This window comes from Corynebacterium poyangense, assembly GCF_014522205.1.
Classification (GTDB): domain Bacteria; phylum Actinomycetota; class Actinomycetes; order Mycobacteriales; family Mycobacteriaceae; genus Corynebacterium; species Corynebacterium poyangense.
Map to the genome: position 1 here is coordinate 1,745,149 of NZ_CP046884.1, position 17,576 is coordinate 1,762,724.

Genomic DNA, 17,576 nt, shown 5'->3' on the forward strand with positions numbered 1-17,576 from the left:
GCTCTCCTGCCCCACCGTCGGGAACTCGGTAGGGTTAAGACCAGGGAGCATCAGCAGCTAATCACAACATGCGCACAGAGGAGCACGCGGTGAGCACTCGTCCTTTTCTTGAAGTCGAATCAAAGTTTGCAGTCGAGGAAACTATCGACATACCGGATCTAACCAGCATCCAACACGTCGATCATCTCAAAGAGACTGTTTCACACAGCTTATCCGCTATCTATTATGACACTGCAGATCTGCGCTTAACTCGAGCAAAGATTACTCTTCGCCGGCGTAGCGGGGGTAAAGACGACGGCTGGCATATCAAGTTTCCTTCAGCCGAAGGACGCCTAGAAATTCACGCTGAACTAGGTGAGCCAGTAGACGGGGTGTACCAGGTGCCTCAAGAAATTAAAGAACAAGTGCTTTCCCTTATTCGGCGCGAACCTCTCACACCAATCGCTCAAGTAGATAATGAAAGAACTGAATACCTCCTCGCTGATTCAGCAGACCACGCTATCGCTGAATTCTGTGACGATAAAGTGACTGCTTTTTCTTTTCTTCCTGGGGGAAAGCAACGCTCCTGGCGTGAATGGGAAATCGAACTCAGCGATGCCCAAGCTAGCGATATTGATAATCAAGCTCTCTTGCGCTCAGCTACCGCTCTATTTATTGGTGCTGGGGCAAAGGCTTCACATAGCCCCTCTAAATTGCTCTTCGCACTTGGCGAAAGCATCAATAATGTGCAACCAGCACACGCATCGCGTCAGCTTGATCAGTCCTCCCCAGCAGCCGGAGTTATTCAGGCCTTGAGCGCAAATCGTGACAAGCTCATTTCCTATGATCCCAAGGTCCGTAGAGACGAATGGGATTCCATTCACCAGATGAGAGTTGCTACCAGAGAGCTGCGAAGTCACCTTCAAACATTTGAAGGAATTTTGGTGGGAGAACGCATCCACTATTTAGAAGAAGAACTCAAGCTTCTCGCTAGTTTATTGGGCGTAGCACGAGATGCCGAGGTAGTAGAGAAACGTTTCCATACCCTGTTAGAGCAGGAGGACTCTGATGCTATCGACGACAATGTTAGACGCCATGTTCGCGAAGATATGTCCCGAGAGTATCGACGCGCCCATCGCCGAGTGGTCGCCGTTCTCAATTCTGATCGCTATCTAGACATGCTAGATGCCTTAGATGAGCTCGTGCACTGTCCTCCTTTAGCGGAGGACTCTCCGGCCTCATCAGCAGAAGAATCACCAGGTGATTCCTCTGAAAACTCGGAAGAAGTAGGCGATCACCAAGAGGACACTCTCACCGCGGAAGAGACTCTACTGCTTCACCTCGATAAGGCCTATCGCAAGCTCCGTCGCCGGCATGAGTTGGTGACCGCAACCCGAAACGACCATTCAATTCCGCTCAAGGAAAGAGAAGTTCATCTTCATGACATGCGGAAAGCGGCGAAACGGCTGCGTTACTCTGCTGAGGCTGTCGGCGCGGCCACTGGCCTAAAAACCAAGAAATTAAGCCAAGCGTGCAAGCGTATGCAGTCTCTTCTCGGCGATTTCCAAGATGCAGTTACTGCGCGGGAAATTCTGCTGAAGAAAGCACATCGCGCTCGAAAGAAAGGGGAAGACACCTTTGGATATGGTCTGTTATATCAGCGGGAAAGATATAACGGCCTTGAGGCGCTGAAAGACTATGACAAGGTGGCTGAGGATATTCGCCAGGCGCATCAAAAGTTGTCTAGGAACACGAAGAAGAAGAGGAAGAAGCAAACAAGAAAAGGCGGGAAAAAGTAGCGGAGAAAGCGCCTCACACGGGTTAAAGTGGGGCGCAAAAACTAAATGTAAGTACTGTTTTAGTTTTCCCAGGATGGGGGTTGTCCCCAATTGTCATCTGAATCAGCGTCGGCGGCTTTGTTTCGCTCAGCCGCTATGCTGAGCGCCTGGCGAGCTTCTGCTTCAGATGAATAGGGGCCCATTCTATTGTCCCAACCCTTTTCTTTCCCCTGGGATACTTCTCCCGTGGAAGGGTCATAAAACCACTGAGTATCGTCATTGCACATGTGATCACGTCCTTGCAGCATTAATCATGAACTCGGGAAACGCACATTCCACCGCGTTTGCGTGGCTCTTTATAGTATGGCACCAGGCTACCGGGTTTGCTGTTAAGAACAGCTATTAAAGTAAAAACAGTTCAATACCAGCGTTTGCCCGCTGCCCCAATGATGAGGAGTCACCATGCCCCAGTGGAATAACACTGAATTCCAGGGTGAAGACCTACCCTGCAAGCTCGCGGCTACCCACCATGAGATTTTTCATCAACGACCTCAGCTCGTAGCCCAAGCTCCAGGGTCGTGGCCCCTTATTGGAGAACACACCGACTATTTCGGAGGAATCGCACTCTATGGTTTAGTCAACCGGAATCTCTATCTGGCGTTGACACCCAACAAGAAGTCAACGATCGATCTCCGAATTCTTGACTCAGAGAGTTTCGAGGCATGCCTAGAACGCTCGGGTTGTGTGGAACTGAATGATTTTTTGTCGAAGACCTCGTCAGAAGAAAAATCTCCACACACCTATGCACAGAATTCCAGCGATGTGGTGAGGCTACTGGCCGCCACCACATCTGCATTGATGCAACGTCAGCTCTTAAGTCGCCATCACCTTGGGTGGGACATCACCGTCGTCACTAATATCCCGAGGGATATTGGACTAGGTGAAGAAACCGCACTACAAGCAGCTTTTGCCCTGGCGTTGTTATCACATAATCATCAGGTTGATGTACCAACCCGAGCCCGGTTGAGCGAACTGGGGGCCCAAGCCTCTGAACTCATCCACCCAGGTTTAGCCACCAAATCCCGACTCACCGCCGTGCTTCGCGGCGCCGATTCCGGATTCTGCGCTGTCGATCATGCTGACGGTGCAGTGACCCGAAGCCCTGGCATCGATTCCTCCCGATATCACACCCTCGGTATCTATCCTCACGCGCATCACACCCAAGCATCTGTCGTGGAGAACCAGGTCGATGCTCAGCAAATTGCCCATGACCTTGAGCAACGTAAAGCCTTGTGCGAAAATGCTGCTCACGGATTCGGCGTCGGTTTGTTGCGATTATTACCTCAAGCAACCACCCGCGTCCCGGAGTGGTTGCGCGCCTATCACCAAGTTCACGATGATTCTTCTCAACCAGCAGTGAGCGACGCCGAGAAATGGCTGAACTTTTGGGAAGCAGAAATCCAGCGAGCCAAAGATATAACCAACGCCTTGCACTCACATCGCTACGCTGAAGTGTGGGCAGTGATAAACCAATCTCGGCACGATATAACCGCACACTATGGCCTCAATGGCCCCGAAGACGCCCTTTGTTCATTAGCACTTCAACAAGGAGCCCTATCTGCCCGCCCGCTTGTGGCCGGGATTCATTCTTCCGCAGTAGCGTTCGTGGAACGCAACCATAGCCAAGATTTTTGCACCCACCTGCACAATGTAGGCATTCACACTACCGATTTGCCAGAGGGAAATCCGGCCAGAGTTATCCCTGTCTAGGGGCAAATGAGCCAACCTATAAGCCGGATTCTGTACCCCGTGGGGTGGCGACCATCCATCTAGGGTAATCATTGCTGATTACCTCAAGCAGCTACCTCCGGATTAAGGCGAGCAGCCCTTCACCATCCGTGCGGCTGCACAGGCACTATCGCGTCGTGCAGCGTCTTGCCTTGCTCCCGGTGGGGTTTACCTAGCCGAGTTGGTCACCCAACTCGCTGGTGCGCTCTTACCGCACCCTTTCACCCTTACTCATGGTTACCCATCAGCGGTTTCTTTTCTGTGGCACTATCCCGCGGGTCGCCCCGGGTTGCCGTTAGCAACCACCGTGCTCTCTGGAGTCCGGACTTTCCTCGACTTCTGCCCACATCGATCTCGATGCAGTTCACAAGCCGCGACCGCCCAGTTGGCTCATTTGCGGACATCAGTGTAGCACCAGGCTAGTTCCCCTAGAAGCAACAGTGGAGGCGCTGAACAGTCCAAGCAGGACTAGCTTTTCTTCTTGTCGACTCAACCAGCTAAGCCGTGCCCATTTTTTAAAGCTGTGATTGTTCTAAGGCTGCTTGAGCTCGGTCCCGGTTATTCCGCAACGCATGAACTTCATTATGGGCTTCTTGAAGTTCGCTAGCTAAATCTGCGATTCGGCATTTTAGGAGATACCGCTGATCACGAGCTTCTTGACGTTGTGTGTCGCTGATATTCGGGGAGTTAAGTTGTTCCCGCAACTGACGCTCCTGGCGTCGATACTCTCTTTCCTCATCCTGAATCCGCACAATATCATCTTCAATATCGTGAAGCGCTTGTTCCGCCGCACGATAAGCCCGCTCCAGTCGTAAATATTCGGGGTTATCGCTATCATCCATCCTGGCCATTACGCTCCTTCCTGGTGTCCATTTTTTCGTGGATGCGCCGACAGCGTCCACGGGTCGGTCCGAAGAGAAATTATTTCGGTGGTTACATCTGCCTCGCGCGAAATTATCTCTTCGGCTTGGCTGGTCCACGGAAATTCGCTAGCCCAGTGTGCGGTATCAATAACCGCCGGCCCGCCAGCACGCAAATACTCATCTACCGGGTGGTGCCGTAAATCACTGGTTAGGTACACATCCACTCCCAGTCCTCGCACAACATCCAGGAAGCTATCCCCTGCGCCTGAAGAAACCGCTACCTTTTTGACAATTTGTTCTGGATCGCCGGCGCATCGGATCCCCCACGCGGTTTCCGGAAGCGCATCAGCAACTTGCTGGCAAAACTCCTTCAACGTCATCGGTTCTGGGAGCTCCCCAATCCGCCCCAGTCCCGGAGCCTCTCGGGGGTCTAAATCATCGGCGAGCGGCACAATATCGAAAGCGGGTTCCTCATAGGGGTGGGCATAGCGCAGAGCCGACAAAATAGCTGCTCGTTTTGCCTTTGGTGCCACAAATTCCACGCGTATTTCCTGATCCCGGTACAGCTTCCCTACTTCTCCGAGCGTCGGGTGTGCTCCCTCTTGTGGACGGAACTGACCGGTTCCTTCCAAATCAAAACTGCAGCAATCGTAGTCCCCTATTTCCCCCGCCCCGGCTGAAAAGAGCGCTGTTTTTAGGTTCGACGCATACTCGGCAGGAACATGCACCCCCCATCGGTCTTTCGCAGCTCCCGGTTTGGGCGCGATGGGTGCACCGGGGTGTATGCCTACCAACTCAGCTAAACGATCATTTACTCCTGGGCGGGCGGAATCAGCATTGGTGTGCGCAGCAAAGAGGGCTACCCCATGTCGAATCAGCAAGTGCAGTACTTTTCCCTTCGGGGTATCCGCAGCAACACTATGTACTCCGCGCAAGAGGAGCGGATGATGAACCACTAACATGTCCGCGCCAACTTCGATAGCTTGTTCTGCCACCTCAAGGGTGCAATCCAACGCAAAAGCTACTTTTTCTACCTTATCTTCCGGGTCGCCACACACTAACCCCACTTTGTCCCAGCTTTCAGCCAAACTCGGCGGGTAGGCCTTATCCAAAATCTCTCGGATTTCCCTAACAGTACTGCTCATTTACCCTTTATTCCTTCCACCCAGTTCCTCCAGCTCTACGGCGAGGCGTCGCCAACGTACTCAGCAGTTTTTCCTGACCCTAGCGAGGTTCTCCACCGTCACCACTGAGCCATATTTTTTCTGGGCCCCAAGTCTAGCGAGTAACCACCAACCCTCTCCAACTTTCTGTCATCATCCTCGGCCATTAATCTGGGTCCTATGCCTGATACTCATTCTTCGCATTCCGATCCTGCCGCTCAGCGCCCCTTACATATCGATGTAGTATGCACCGGCAATATTTGTCGGTCCCCCATGGGGGAAGTCATTATTCGACACTTCATTGAAGACGCTGGTCTCAGCAAGGCCGCTACGGTAACATCCTGCGGTCTCGGCGGATGGCATGTTGGTGATTCCGCTGATGAACGCGCACTTCGGGAACTATCTTTGCACGGCTATGACGGGTCTCAGCATCGTGCTAGCCAGTTTGGTCAGTTTGATGCCGACGCGGATCTTCTTATTGCTATGGACACTGGGCACGTGTCACGGTTAATAGCCAGCGGAGTTCCTGAATCGAAAATCCGTTTACTGCGTAGTTTTGATCCAGACAGTCCGGAACAGGCAAGCGTCGAGGATCCTTACTATGGCGGAGCCGAAGGATTTAGTATCACACGGCAACAAATTGAAGCAGCCGTTCCCGGGATTCTGGACTGGATCCGCACCCATCCAGCCTTCGTGGAGTAAACGATAAGGCTAGGTGACCACGCTTCGTTGTCTCATCCCGAGACATCCCCTGGTTTTCTTAGCCCTAGGGTTTATGCTGAGAAACTGTGAGCAGCATGGAGCAGAATTCTCGACAATCACCCACCTGGCGATCTTTCCTCACCCCTGGATGGATTATGTCGTTGATCGCCATTGTTGCTTTTTCTTATTTTGCGTTTACCGTCCTCGCCCCCTGGCAGCTCCATAAAAACACCGCCATCGGTCAGCGCAATGAGCAAATTGATCAGGCTTTTAAGAAAGACCCTGTTCCCTTTACCACGGTCTTTGCCCTACCTGAGGGAACAATCAACGCGGATCAAGAATGGACGCGAGTAAGCATGAGCGGCCAATTTTTGCCGGATCATGAAGTTCTGTTGCGCTTACGCTCGGTCAATGACAACCCGGCCTACCAAGTCCTTACTCCTTTCCGTACAGATAATGGCGAGGTTTTTCTCATCAATCGCGGCTATGTTCCCTCTGGAGAGGGAATCCCTCCTATTGATCCTGCCCCCACCAACCCCACCCACATCGAGGGCGTGGCTCGTCTGGATGAAGCTCTGCCTAACTCTCAGCCACTTGATGAAGGCGGGTATCACCAGGTCTATGGGATCAATACTGAACAGGTCTCCCAGATAACTCGCCTGCCCTTAGCCCATGACTATGTTCAGCTAACGTCTGGGTCGGTAGGAGAACTGACTGCTATTCCGGTACCTAAACTTGATCGCGGCTCCCATCTTTCTTATGGGTTGCAGTGGATTGGTTTTGGGATCATGGCCCCCGCCGGCTTAATTTATTTCGTGTATGCCGAGCTCAAGGAACGCCGTCGTGAACGAAAAGAAAGTGAAGAACTCGAGGCCGCCGAGGGGAAGAGCGACGACTCTCTGCCGACAACATCTATCGTGCCGGCAGAAGAAACTGAACTGGTTTCTCGACAAAGTGTCCAAGATCGCTACGGCGGGCAGCATCGCAATTACTGGCAGAAACGTCAAGCGAAAAAATCCCGCGAACGGTTTTAACTCAATGGTGAGCTTTGACCGTTAACGGGATTATAGTGGTGCGCTCCGACGGGCTCGAACCGCCGACCTGCTGGGTGTAAACCAGCTGCTCTTCCAGCTGAGCTAGGAGCGCTTGGCACGATCACATACCCTAGCATGAGTTGTGCCAAAACAATAATCCTAGCGTCGATTTCCGCGTTGTACCAGGCAGGAGCCCTGCCACTGGCCTAGACGCTCAGCGCTTGTCTGGACCAATCCTGCCAATTGTGCGGCTTCGTTGATCTCCCCTGGAGCAATAGTTCCAGGTTTGCCCGCGCCAGGGGTAAGTAACCAAATGGAGCCGTTGTCGGCAAGATTTCGGAGCACATCTACCAAACCGTCAACGAGGTCCCCGTCCTCGGAACGCCACCACATCAGCACAATATCGCAGATTTCATCGGTGTCTTCATCAAGAAGTTCTTCCCCAATGACATCTTCGATAGCCTCAGAAATGGAGCTGTCGCAATCCGTATCCCACCCTACTTCCTGGACAGTTTGTCCTGGTTTTAGGCCTAGAAGCTGCGCATATTCTTGCGCGTGCTCACTCACGGCCCCCAGAGCCTCGTCCACTGTGATGTTCCTCCTCGGAAGTCGATGTACCCGTTATGGGTCACAAATTTTTTCACTGTATGTCCGTAGGATACAAGGTCACTCCCCGAAGGTCTCGTTACCTACCACTTTTCTTTTCCATTCGGGGGGAGGAAAGTTTTAGTTCTCCTGGTGCTCACTTCATCCACTTTGGGACGTATTGTTGATGGAGTATGACCCACTGCAGTTTTTCAAGGAGGTTTTTTCATGGCTGACTCCCCGTCTGCCGGCCGGTCCCCTGAGGACAGCAACTTCCCACTCATTCGCGACGGCGTCGCTTCCTATCTCAATGACACAGATCCGGAAGAGACTCGCGAGTGGATGGATTCGCTGGATGGGTTATTAGAGGAATCCTCCAATGATCGTGCTCGTTATTTAATGCTGCGACTACTAGAGCGCGCATCAGCAAAACGGGTTTCCCTTCCCCCTCTCCTTTCCACTGACTATGTCAACACCATCCCCACCTCCATGGAGCCGGAGTTCCCAGGGGATGAAGAAATCGAGAAGCGCTACCGCCGGTGGATGCGCTGGAATGCAGCCATCATGGTGCACCGCGCCCAGCGCCCCGGCATCGGTGTGGGTGGCCATATCTCTACCTATGCGGGTGCCGCCCCTCTCTACGAAGTCGGTTTCAATCACTTCTTCCGCGGTAAAGACCACCCAGGTGGAGGGGATCAAATTTTCTTCCAGGGACATGCCTCCCCGGGTATCTACGCCCGCGCTTTTCTGGAGGGTCGCCTGACCGAGGATGACCTCGACGGGTTCCGTCAAGAAGTGTCCCGAAAACAGGGTGGTCTACCGTCTTATCCCCACCCGCATGGGATGCGAGATTTTTGGGAGTTCCCCACCGTCTCCATGGGTCTTGGCCCGATGGATGCCATCTACCAGGCACGTTTTAACCGCTATCTCCACAACCGAGGAATTAAAGACACCTCCCAACAACACGTGTGGGCCTTCCTTGGCGATGGCGAAATGGATGAGCCGGAATCTCGCGGTGTTATACACCAAGCAGCGCTCAACAACCTAGATAACTTAACTTTCGTCATCAACTGCAACCTTCAGCGTCTCGACGGCCCAGTCCGTGGTAACACCCAGATTATTCAGGAGTTAGAATCCTTCTTCCGGGGTGCCGGCTGGTCCGTTATCAAAGTGGTGTGGGGCCGCGAATGGGATGAGCTCCTGGAAAAGGATCAAGATGGCGCTCTGGTGCACATCATGAACACCACTCCGGACGGTGACTACCAAACTTTTAAAGCTAATGATGGCGCTTATGTGCGGGAGCACTTCTTCGGACGCGACGAACGCACCCTCAAACTGGTTGAGGACATGACTGATGAAGAAATTTGGCACCTGCGCCGTGGCGGTCATGATTATCGGAAGATTTATGCGGCCTACCAACGAGCCATGCAAACCAAAGACCGCCCGACAGTCATCTTGGCTCACACCATCAAAGGCTATGGCTTAGGGCATAATTTTGAGGGACGCAATGCCACTCACCAGATGAAGAAACTCACTCTGGATGATTTGAAGCTGTTCCGCGATAAGCAGGGTATCCCTATTTCTGATGAAGAACTAGAAAAGGACCCCAGCCTGCCGCCTTATTATCACCCTGGCGAGGATTCTGAAGAAATCAAATATCTTCAAGAACGTCGCAAGGAACTTGGTGGCTATCTGCCCGAGCGTCGGGAACAATACACCCCCTTGGATGTGCCCCCGATTGAGAAGTTAAAGACAATTCTTAAAGGCTCAGGCAAGCAAGAGGTTGCTACCACTATGGCGCTGGTGCGGACCTTCAAGGAATTGATGCGGGATAAGGAGCTCGGGAAACGAATTGTTCCTATCATTCCGGATGAGGCGAGAACCTTCGGTATGGATTCTTGGTTCCCGACCTTGAAGATTTACAACCCGCACGGACAAAACTACGTGCCGGTGGATCATGATCTCATGTTGTCCTACCGGGAAGCTACTGATGGCCAGATCCTGCACGAAGGAATCAGCGAAGCAGGTTCCATGGGGTCCTTTATTGCCGCAGGAACTAGCTACGCTACTCACGGCGAAGCTATGATTCCGTTGTACATCTTCTATTCGATGTTTGGTTTCCAGCGCACCGGCGATTCGGTATGGGCAGCCGGTGACCAGATGGCCCGAGGTTTCCTCATCGGTGCCACGGCAGGCAGAACTACCCTTACCGGTGAAGGTTTGCAGCATATGGACGGACATTCCCTTGCTTTGTCCGCCACCAATCCCGCTGTGATTTCTTATGACCCCGCTTTCGCCTACGAAGTAGCTCACCTGGTCCGCGAAGGCATTGATCGGATGTACGGCAAGGATCGTGGGGAAGATGTCATCTACTATCTGACTGTGTATAACCAGCCAACACACCAGCCCAAAGCCCCAGATAATTTGGATGTTGAGGGTCTTCACAAGGGAATCTATCTCTACGATGAAGGTTCCGAGGGCAGCCATGAGGCGTCGATCCTAGCCTCCGGCATCGGGATGCAAGCCGCACTGGAAGCTCAACAAATCCTGGCTGACGACTACGATGTCAAGGCACATATTTTCTCGGTCACTTCGTGGTCTGAGCTGGCTCGTGAAGGTGCAGCACGGAACTTAGCTCAGCTCCGGGATCCGGCGAAGAAACAGCCGGAATCTTTCGCTACCCAGCAGCTCAAGAAGGCCTCCGGCCCCTATGTTGCGGTATCTGATTTTGCGACGGAAATACCGGAGTCTATCCGTGGTCTTGTCCCTGGTGACTACACCACCTTAGGCGCAGATGGTTTCGGATTCTCCGATACCCGTAAGGCCGCCCGCCGTTTCTTCAATATTGATGGCGTGTCTGTGGTGGTTGCCGTGCTATCTGCATTGGCCCGAGCCGGAGAGATCGATATTGAGATTGCTGCCGAGGCTGCCAAGAAGTATCAGATCACTGATCCCACCGAGGCCTAGGCGCTTCTTACCCCCTACCCCGTGGTTCGCTTCCCTTAGCGACCACGGGGTTTTTCATCTTTCTGCCAAGGAATAAGGTCCACCAACTGATCAATAGCTTTGTTCAGCAGCTCCGGGGCTTCAAGATTCACCATGTGCCCTGCTCCCTTGGCTACCTGATACCACGCTTTAGGCCAGACCTCGCAAATTCGGTCAGCCTGTTCCTCGGGGGTCACGTCATCTTTATCCCCGACTAGAACAAATCCGGGTTTCGTTGCTAAGGCTTCGGCGGCAGCTAACTCGTCGTGATTTTGAAGGTCGCCAAAAAAGCCGACAAAAGATTCCAAGGGGGTTTCATTAATCATCGCGGCGTGGAATTCCACGAGCTCATAATCAGTAGGGCGTCTAAAAACTCCAACAGCTAGCGACGGAGCTAACAGTGACGCTGCCATTTCTCGTAATTTTCGAACTTCTTTGGGGGAAGCTTCCACTGCTTGATATACGTTATCGGCTGCTGGTAGTGCTAAAACCTGGGGTATTCCCTGATCAGATAAGGCCTCAATAGACGTAGAAACCAAAATGATTCCCTGGATTCGCTGATACAGTTGTGGCTCGTCTTCATAGCATCGACGCAACAAGTCCAACACACACAACCCACCCATAGAATGCCCTACCAGAATGAGAGGTCCAGTGGGGGCACAGTGGTGGATGACGGCCCGGACGTCGTCAGCTATTCCATCCATCACACAGCGATCCGGACTCACCTTGCCGGTTTTCCCATGTCCTCTCAAATCCAACAGCACGTTTCGGACTTCAGGATGAGTCGCTCGTAAATGCTTGACCTGAAGGAAGTAGGCCTCAGCTGCCAGGGTGAAACCATGAACATAGACAACGGTGGCGCGCGGTTCGACACCATCGTGATCCGGACCCGCCACATAATAGTGAACGTCAATGCCGTCGCTATTGACGGTTCCGGTTTCATCAAGGTCTGTTAACCCTGGTTCCCGAGATTGTGAGTGTAATGCCCCATGTTCGAGGGCTAATCGTCGACGGCCAGACGGCGTTAACCGCAGAAAGAGGGCGCGGGCTGCGTGTTTCATGTTTGTCGATGCTAGTCGAGGGCCCCGGCGCGCGGATAGATCGACCTAGACGTTTATGCTTTTGCTTATGACGAGCATTGATTCTCCCGACTCTGGTATTGAGCGTCGCACCGCTGATCTAAAGACTTTAGCGGGAATTCTGCAAGATACCACAGGTGTCGACGCTTCAGAGATCACTCCTGATACCAACCTCGTCGAGGACCTCCATATCTCATCTCTTTCTTTGATCGAAACCACCGTCCGCGCGGAAGAAGCTCTCGGCGTTCAACTTGAAGACGAACATGTTTTAAGTTTCAACACGGTGGGTGACTTTTTGGATTATGTTGATGGTCTTCGGGTTCTCAGCGCTCGAGAAAAGACTGGAGCACAATAGAAGCTATGACTGCTTCGATTTCCTACCTCACCGATATGGATGGGGTTTTAATCCGTGAGGGAGAGATGATCCCCGGGGCGGATCGTTTTCTCCATGCCTTAGCCGCCCATGACATTGAGTTCATGGTTTTGACGAATAATTCCATTCACACCCCGAGAGATTTATCTGCTCGACTGAAATCCCAGGGTTTGTTGATTCCGCCAGAAAGAATTTGGACCTCTGCTACCGCAACTGCACATTTTCTTTCCTCACAGCTCAAAGAGGGAACTGCCTATGTCGTTGGCGAGTCAGGATTAACTACCGGCTTGCATGAGGCTGGATGGGTGCTCAATGATAATGATCCGGATTTTGTGGTGTTGGGGGAAACTCGTACCTATTCTTTTGAGGCCATCACCCGGGCCATTAATTTAATTAATGCTGGGGCTCGTTTTATTGCGACGAATCCGGATGTCACCGGCCCGGCACCTCAGGGAATTTTGCCGGCTACCGGGGCAGTCGCCTCGCTTATCAGCGCCGCTACCGGTAAGAAACCCTATTACATCGGGAAACCTAATCCGGTGATGATGCGTTCTGCCTTAAATACAATTGGGGCGCATTCGGAGCGCACCGTCATGATTGGGGACCGGATGGATACCGACGTGAAATCGGGCCTGGAAGCAGGTATGCGCACTATTTTGGTCTCGACCGGGATCAGTGATGATGCTGAGGTTGCTAAGTATCCTTATCGCCCAACCCGGAAAGTCGACTCCATTGCCGATGTTGCCGACCGTATTCTCGACCCCTTTGATGATGGCTACTACGCCAACTAAAGCCTGACTAGTCCTCATTATTGAGGTCTACCTGGACGGTGAAACCGTGTTCCCTAGCCATCGCTCCCAAAACCTCGGCTAAGTCCTCCAATTGTTCGCCAGTACCATTAATAACCTCGCAGCATGATAGCCGTCCTTCGTGGTGGTGCCACCGGGTAAACCACCGGCAATCCCATAAAGGAGTGCCAGGCAAAGGCACCAACTTTGACGGTTCCGGCAAACAAAGGCATAGCGTGGACTCCACTGCTAAACGCAGCCGACGGGGTAGGTCCTCAATCGTGAGTACCGCCATATCGGTTCCGACAGTCCCTGCTCGGTGAGCACGCGAGGACGCTAAGGATCCCATGTGTGGCATACCAAAACCCTTCACTCTGCAACTAACCATCCTTCAGCGTGCGAAGCTCAAGAATGCAAGACGAGGCTCGTCTTCCCCTACGACCCACGTGCGAGTGAACCATGACATCACTTTGATCTCATCTGTCTCACATGATTGTCTTGTACCATCTCCCCCAGGAGCAACCCTCAACCCCTACTTCAACCCCCCGTTTATTCAGCCTGCAGTTGAACTTGAGAGTTCAGCCCAGATTGCGTCATTGATCTCAGACCACAGTGGCTTAGCCCAATCCCCAAATGGTTCATCGCTGAGCATTACCATGCCGCGCTGAGTTTCTGGATGAACCCACACATAGGTTCCTGCCATTCCGAAATGTCCGACGCACTGAGCAGGCATGGATTCTCCCATCCAGTGTGGATGCTTTTCTCCCTTGATCTCTGGCCCCAACCCCCACGGGCATGGCTTGTGCATACCGTAACCGGGGACCACCCCCACTAACTCCGGAAACTGAGGCGTGAAGGCCTCAAGGACAGTATCTGGATGGAGAAGTGTGGGAGATAACAGTTCGCGAATGAAAAGTCCTAAGTCCGCCACGGTGGAGCGCGCTTCATGTCCAGCTGATCCATAAAGCTGGGTGTCATTCATCTCTAGGGGGTCAAAAATCCCCTCTCTCAGATAATCAGGGAATTCAATGCCGGTGAGTAGAGTCAGTTCTTCTGCCAAGATTTCATATCCGGCAGAAGAATAGATTCGACGAGTACCAACCGGCTTGCTTAGGCGTCGGGAATCAAAACCTACACCAGACGCGTGAGCAAGAAGGTGACGAACAGTTGACCCGGGCGGCCCCATTGGTTGATCTAGTTCTAAGGCGCCTTCTTCGACCGCTAGGAGAACACCATAGGAGGTCAATAACTTTGTCACACTTGCAAGTTCGAAACTGCGGTTGATATCGCCGATCTGCCAATGCTGATCGGCATGGACGAGCGCAGCTGAAACATGCGCAGCTGGAAAATCTTTAACCCTATCCAAAGCTTTCATGCTGACCCATCCTACCGGGTATGACCTGCTGATTTGCGAAGTATTCACCTATCTCGATATAGTAACGTCTCGTTGCACCACAATCATGTGAGTGGTGAAAGTAGTCCCCTATAGCTCAGTTGGCAGAGCATTCGACTGTTAATCGAAGGGTCGCTGGTTCGAGCCCAGCTGGGGGAGCACCGATAGCCCGGAGGACAGTCCTCCGGGTTTTTGTTATACTCCGGTGAAGATTATCTAAAAGATTTTCTTTAATGCATAAGGATATCAGTGAATATCGATAATAGTTCGACTAGCGCCCCTTTGATTGCCGAGTTAACATATGGACACAATCAACCTTTAGGGAAATTTAAGAAAGAATTTCACATCGGAAAACTTTATAGTTTTCGGGGACCAAATGGCTGTGGGAAAACCACCCTGTTGGAGACATTATCGGGAAAGCGAGACCCCATCCACGGCCAGGCTCTTTTTAACAATGAAGACGTAAGACACTTATCCCAGGTTTCACATATAACAGAGATTAGTGAACCCGTCTTTTATCCCGATATGTCGGTAGGGGAACATTTCAAATTACTATCCCAGCATTCGGGCGTCGACTATGACAAAATCATCGCCGAATGGGAATGTGAGGATTTCCTCAATCTTCCACCATCATGGTTATCAAGTGGACAACGTCAGCGCCTCATATTAGCAGCTCATTTGGCATTCCCCTATCGCGTGTACCTGGCGGATGAACCAGAACGCCACCTAGATGAGTACTGGGTGAATTTCCTAATCCAGAAATTCCGGGAGGTTACCCAAGCAGACAGCATTGTCATTTGCGCCTCCCACTCTCCCAAAATTATCGCAGCCAGCGATGAGGTCATCGAATTATGCGATTGTTAAAATTCCTAGGTAGTTACGGTTTCTCACTTTACTTCATCATAGCTGCGGCAACAGCAATACCAATCTGGGGATATAATCGCTCACAAGAATCAATGCTGAGCCCACTCGACATTATTGCTGGACTAATCGCTGTTATTAGTACAGCAATAATAATGGAAAAAATTTTCCCGCTTCAATCTATAAACAGCGCTGATCTCATCTGGAAAATGCGACCACGCTTGACTATCCCTCGTTTTCGTAGCGACATTCTCATCCAGATTCTAATTTTTGGTGCTCTCGGCGCGGTTATTGGAGCTGGTCTCAGACATCCATTCTTCGGCTTCATAGGCGCCGCGCTCATACGTTGCTATCCGCTTTTGGTCCACCGCCGGACTCTATCAACACTATTTAGTTCCGACCACGCCCGAATTACTAATTCTTCGATCCTCGGCGCGCTCGACACCGCAGCTGTGCACTACGCTTTGGTCGCGACCACGCTCAGATGGAGGTTCCCCACCCCTACCAGCTCTAAATTCATCATCATCCTTCGGCGCTTAACGCGCTACCCCATCATCGCCTTGGGGTATCTCAGCCTTAGTACTCTGGCCATCGCCTGCCACACCCCCTACTCCATCGCCCTGTCGGTGCCCTTCTATCTGGCGTGGATACTTTTTGGCTCCACCGTAGCCAAAGCAGGAGACTTCCAACTCTTACACTCTTCGCCTCGCCCCCGACAGATCTTAGCCGCCCTTCACGCACTCCTCGGTGCCGCTCTCACCACCGCTTTATGGTCTAGTCCCCTAATTCTCACCGCTCTTCTCTTCCTCATCGGAGGTCTAGCACTAGAAAAGGCTCGACGAACACCCGTCTCTATTACTGGTCTCACCGATGTTGATGTCGGTTATGGAATAACAGCCCCGACGGAATTACTCCACCTCTATGGCCGTGGACTCACCATCCCGTTCATCCTCGCCTTCGGGCTGTATTTCTTAATTCGGCACGCCAGCTAGAAGAATAGCGATAGCCAACGCAACGGTGGGAGGGATTTCCGCTTTCCCCACCTGCTTAGGTGTCCAGGTCCGGCCTCGCAGCGCGGATCGGGGAATAGCCACAGCCCGGACCACACACACGGCCATGACTAGCACCATCACCGCACCGGGTATCGGGGGGATCCACCACCACACCACGATGATGCTTAAAATCAAGGCCAAAACTTGAAAAGCCACCGAGCCGATCCAGTAACGATGATTGCCTTTTTCTCGAATCATCGACTTCACATAAGGAACTGTTCCCGTGAAATATAGGGCGATGATGACTGCTGAGGCGATAGCCACCGAACTAGCATCAAAGGGTGCTCCTCCGCCGCGTCCGAGAGCATCGGTCACCGCTAACATGGTGCCAGATGCGCAGGTGGTAACTACTCCTGACAACGTAGAACGTGGATTTTCACGAATCATCTCCATCATGGCTACTCCCACCAGCGGCACGAAAATCACCGCCCACCATGCCACAGCTGGTTGGAGCAAAAGAGCAATAACGGCACAGACTCCGGAGACGACGCCATAGCACAGGGTGGGGTACAGATATTTTTCGCGGCGCTTCCGACGTCGCGCCTTATAAAGAAGACCACTCGCAAAGAAACAGAAATACCCGCTAAACCAGGACACTAGTACCAACAGCAACGTGAAGAGGGATCCAGTTGTCCTGGCCCCTGGACCTAGATAACCCAAGAAGCTTCCGGCCAAAGCTGGGATCATAACCATTGGCCACGCTCCGTGTTGGTTAGGAACCCAGGGATTAATGCCATGACGGCGGGCCATCATCCATCTCCTTAGCAATAAAAGTGAGGTCTTACTAAGCAAGAGTATAAAACTTTCGATGGATTTGGCCGTGAGTTTGACCACGTCGTTTTCATCGGCGGGGAACTCCGGTAGGGTTGACGTGAACCTACCAGCGTGGAAGGACGATTAATTAAGCTATGATCCAGTTCGTTATCGGTGCCGCCGCAGGTTATGTCTTTGGAACTAAGGCTGGCCGGCGTCGCTATGAACAGATCAAAAAGGGGTATCAGACGGCGGTCAATTCCCCCGTGACGCAAAAAGCTGTGAAAGCAACTCGGAAAGCGATCGCTGAAAAATTAGATCCACAACCTCGGATGAAGGAAGTTCGTAATCTCCGCACTCAAGACGGAGACCGGATCTACGAACCAGATCAGGACTAGGC

18 protein-coding genes, 2 tRNA genes and 1 other RNA gene are annotated in these 17,576 nt (G+C 52.3%); 11 read left to right on the forward strand and 10 right to left on the reverse strand.

Going from position 1 to position 17,576, the window contains the following annotated elements:
* Nucleotides 1-89: 89 nt before the first annotated feature.
* Nucleotides 90-1,778 carry a CYTH and CHAD domain-containing protein gene (locus tag GP475_RS08150; RefSeq protein WP_187973925.1) on the forward strand — a complete coding sequence of 563 codons (1,689 nt, stop codon included), beginning with the start codon at nt 90-92 and terminating at the stop codon, nt 1,776-1,778.
* Nucleotides 1,779-1,837: 59 nt separating this feature from the next.
* Here GP475_RS08150 and GP475_RS08155 read toward each other — a convergent pair whose 3' ends face one another.
* Nucleotides 1,838-2,044 carry a hypothetical protein gene (locus tag GP475_RS08155; protein WP_187973926.1) on the reverse strand — a complete coding sequence of 69 codons (207 nt, stop codon included), beginning with the start codon at nt 2,042-2,044 and terminating at the stop codon, nt 1,838-1,840.
* A 175-nt stretch (nt 2,045-2,219) separates the two neighbouring features.
* Between GP475_RS08155 and GP475_RS08160 the strand changes: the two genes are divergently transcribed.
* Nucleotides 2,220-3,527, forward strand: a complete 1,308-nt coding sequence (locus GP475_RS08160) for a galactokinase family protein (protein WP_187973927.1) — start codon at nt 2,220-2,222, stop codon at nt 3,525-3,527.
* Between the two features lie 3 nt (nt 3,528-3,530).
* Here GP475_RS08160 and rnpB read toward each other — a convergent pair.
* The 3 genes from rnpB to GP475_RS08175 form a co-directional block, all read right to left on the reverse strand.
* Nucleotides 3,531-3,938, reverse strand: an RNA gene (rnpB, locus tag GP475_RS08165) — RNase P RNA component class A.
* 122 nt (nt 3,939-4,060) lie between these two features.
* Nucleotides 4,061-4,396 carry a hypothetical protein gene (locus GP475_RS08170; RefSeq protein WP_187973928.1) on the reverse strand — a complete coding sequence of 112 codons (336 nt, stop codon included), beginning with the start codon at nt 4,394-4,396 and terminating at the stop codon, nt 4,061-4,063.
* Nucleotides 4,396-5,553: a Nif3-like dinuclear metal center hexameric protein gene (locus tag GP475_RS08175; RefSeq protein ID WP_187973929.1), complete on the reverse strand. Its 1,158-nt coding sequence runs from the start codon at nt 5,551-5,553 to the stop codon at nt 4,396-4,398. The genes GP475_RS08170 and GP475_RS08175 overlap by 1 nt, the downstream gene beginning before the upstream one ends.
* A gap of 198 nt (nt 5,554-5,751) precedes the next feature.
* On the opposite strand from GP475_RS08175, the gene GP475_RS08180 reads away from it, so the two are divergent.
* Together GP475_RS08180 and GP475_RS08185 are read left to right on the forward strand one after the other, a co-directional pair.
* On the forward strand, nt 5,752-6,273 hold the full coding sequence (locus GP475_RS08180) for a low molecular weight protein-tyrosine-phosphatase (protein WP_187973930.1): 522 nt from the start codon (nt 5,752-5,754) through the stop codon (nt 6,271-6,273).
* A gap of 95 nt (nt 6,274-6,368) precedes the next feature.
* Nucleotides 6,369-7,307, forward strand: coding sequence for an SURF1 family cytochrome oxidase biogenesis protein (locus GP475_RS08185; protein WP_187975864.1), 939 nt, complete (start codon nt 6,369-6,371; stop codon nt 7,305-7,307).
* A 36-nt stretch (nt 7,308-7,343) separates the two neighbouring features.
* Here the strand turns inward: GP475_RS08185 and GP475_RS08190 are convergent.
* A tRNA-Val gene (locus tag GP475_RS08190) sits at nt 7,344-7,419 on the reverse strand.
* Between the two features lie 47 nt (nt 7,420-7,466).
* Nucleotides 7,467-7,874 (reverse strand): DUF3052 domain-containing protein, encoded by a 408-nt coding sequence (locus tag GP475_RS08195; RefSeq protein WP_262485155.1) that lies wholly within the window; start codon nt 7,872-7,874, stop codon nt 7,467-7,469.
* A 246-nt stretch (nt 7,875-8,120) separates the two neighbouring features.
* On the opposite strand from GP475_RS08195, the gene aceE reads away from it, so the two are divergent.
* Nucleotides 8,121-10,859: a pyruvate dehydrogenase (acetyl-transferring), homodimeric type gene (aceE, locus tag GP475_RS08200; RefSeq protein WP_187973932.1), complete on the forward strand. Its 2,739-nt coding sequence runs from the start codon at nt 8,121-8,123 to the stop codon at nt 10,857-10,859.
* 35 nt (nt 10,860-10,894) lie between these two features.
* Here the strand turns inward: aceE and GP475_RS08205 are convergent, their stop codons facing one another.
* Complete coding sequence (locus tag GP475_RS08205) at nt 10,895-11,938, reverse strand: alpha/beta fold hydrolase (protein WP_187973933.1); 1,044 nt, start codon at nt 11,936-11,938, stop codon at nt 10,895-10,897.
* A gap of 67 nt (nt 11,939-12,005) precedes the next feature.
* Here GP475_RS08205 and GP475_RS08210 point away from each other — a divergent pair, with 67 nt between their 5' ends.
* Complete coding sequence (locus GP475_RS08210) at nt 12,006-12,311, forward strand: acyl carrier protein (RefSeq protein WP_187973934.1); 306 nt, start codon at nt 12,006-12,008, stop codon at nt 12,309-12,311.
* A gap of 5 nt (nt 12,312-12,316) precedes the next feature.
* Complete coding sequence (locus tag GP475_RS08215) at nt 12,317-13,120, forward strand: HAD-IIA family hydrolase (RefSeq protein WP_187973935.1); 804 nt, start codon at nt 12,317-12,319, stop codon at nt 13,118-13,120.
* A gap of 7 nt (nt 13,121-13,127) precedes the next feature.
* On the opposite strand, the gene GP475_RS08220 is transcribed toward GP475_RS08215, so the two are convergent.
* On the reverse strand, nt 13,128-13,475 hold the full coding sequence (locus tag GP475_RS08220) for a hypothetical protein (protein ID WP_187973936.1): 348 nt from the start codon (nt 13,473-13,475) through the stop codon (nt 13,128-13,130).
* Between the two features lie 195 nt (nt 13,476-13,670).
* Complete coding sequence (locus GP475_RS08225; RefSeq protein WP_187973937.1) at nt 13,671-14,492, reverse strand: serine hydrolase domain-containing protein; 822 nt, start codon at nt 14,490-14,492, stop codon at nt 13,671-13,673.
* Between the two features lie 104 nt (nt 14,493-14,596).
* On the opposite strand from GP475_RS08225, the gene GP475_RS08230 reads away from it, so the two are divergent.
* From GP475_RS08230 to GP475_RS08240, 3 genes are all read left to right on the forward strand, one after another.
* Nucleotides 14,597-14,669, forward strand: a tRNA-Asn gene (locus GP475_RS08230).
* Between the two features lie 90 nt (nt 14,670-14,759).
* Nucleotides 14,760-15,374: an ABC transporter ATP-binding protein gene (locus GP475_RS08235; protein WP_187973938.1), complete on the forward strand. Its 615-nt coding sequence runs from the start codon at nt 14,760-14,762 to the stop codon at nt 15,372-15,374.
* A 92-nt stretch (nt 15,375-15,466) separates the two neighbouring features.
* The gene (locus GP475_RS08240; protein ID WP_187973939.1) at nt 15,467-16,363 is read left to right on the forward strand and encodes a hypothetical protein; all 897 of its coding nucleotides are present in this window, start codon (nt 15,467-15,469) and stop codon (nt 16,361-16,363) included.
* On the opposite strand, the gene GP475_RS08245 is transcribed toward GP475_RS08240, so the two are convergent.
* Entirely contained in the window at nt 16,343-17,176 is an 834-nt protein-coding gene (locus tag GP475_RS08245; RefSeq protein WP_187973940.1) for a YwiC-like family protein, read from the reverse strand. The genes GP475_RS08240 and GP475_RS08245 overlap by 21 nt on opposite strands.
* Nucleotides 17,177-17,331: 155 nt before the next feature.
* On the opposite strand from GP475_RS08245, the gene GP475_RS08250 reads away from it, so the two are divergent.
* The gene (locus tag GP475_RS08250; RefSeq protein ID WP_187973941.1) at nt 17,332-17,574 is read left to right on the forward strand and encodes a hypothetical protein; all 243 of its coding nucleotides are present in this window, start codon (nt 17,332-17,334) and stop codon (nt 17,572-17,574) included.
* Nucleotides 17,575-17,576: the final 2 nt, after the last annotated feature.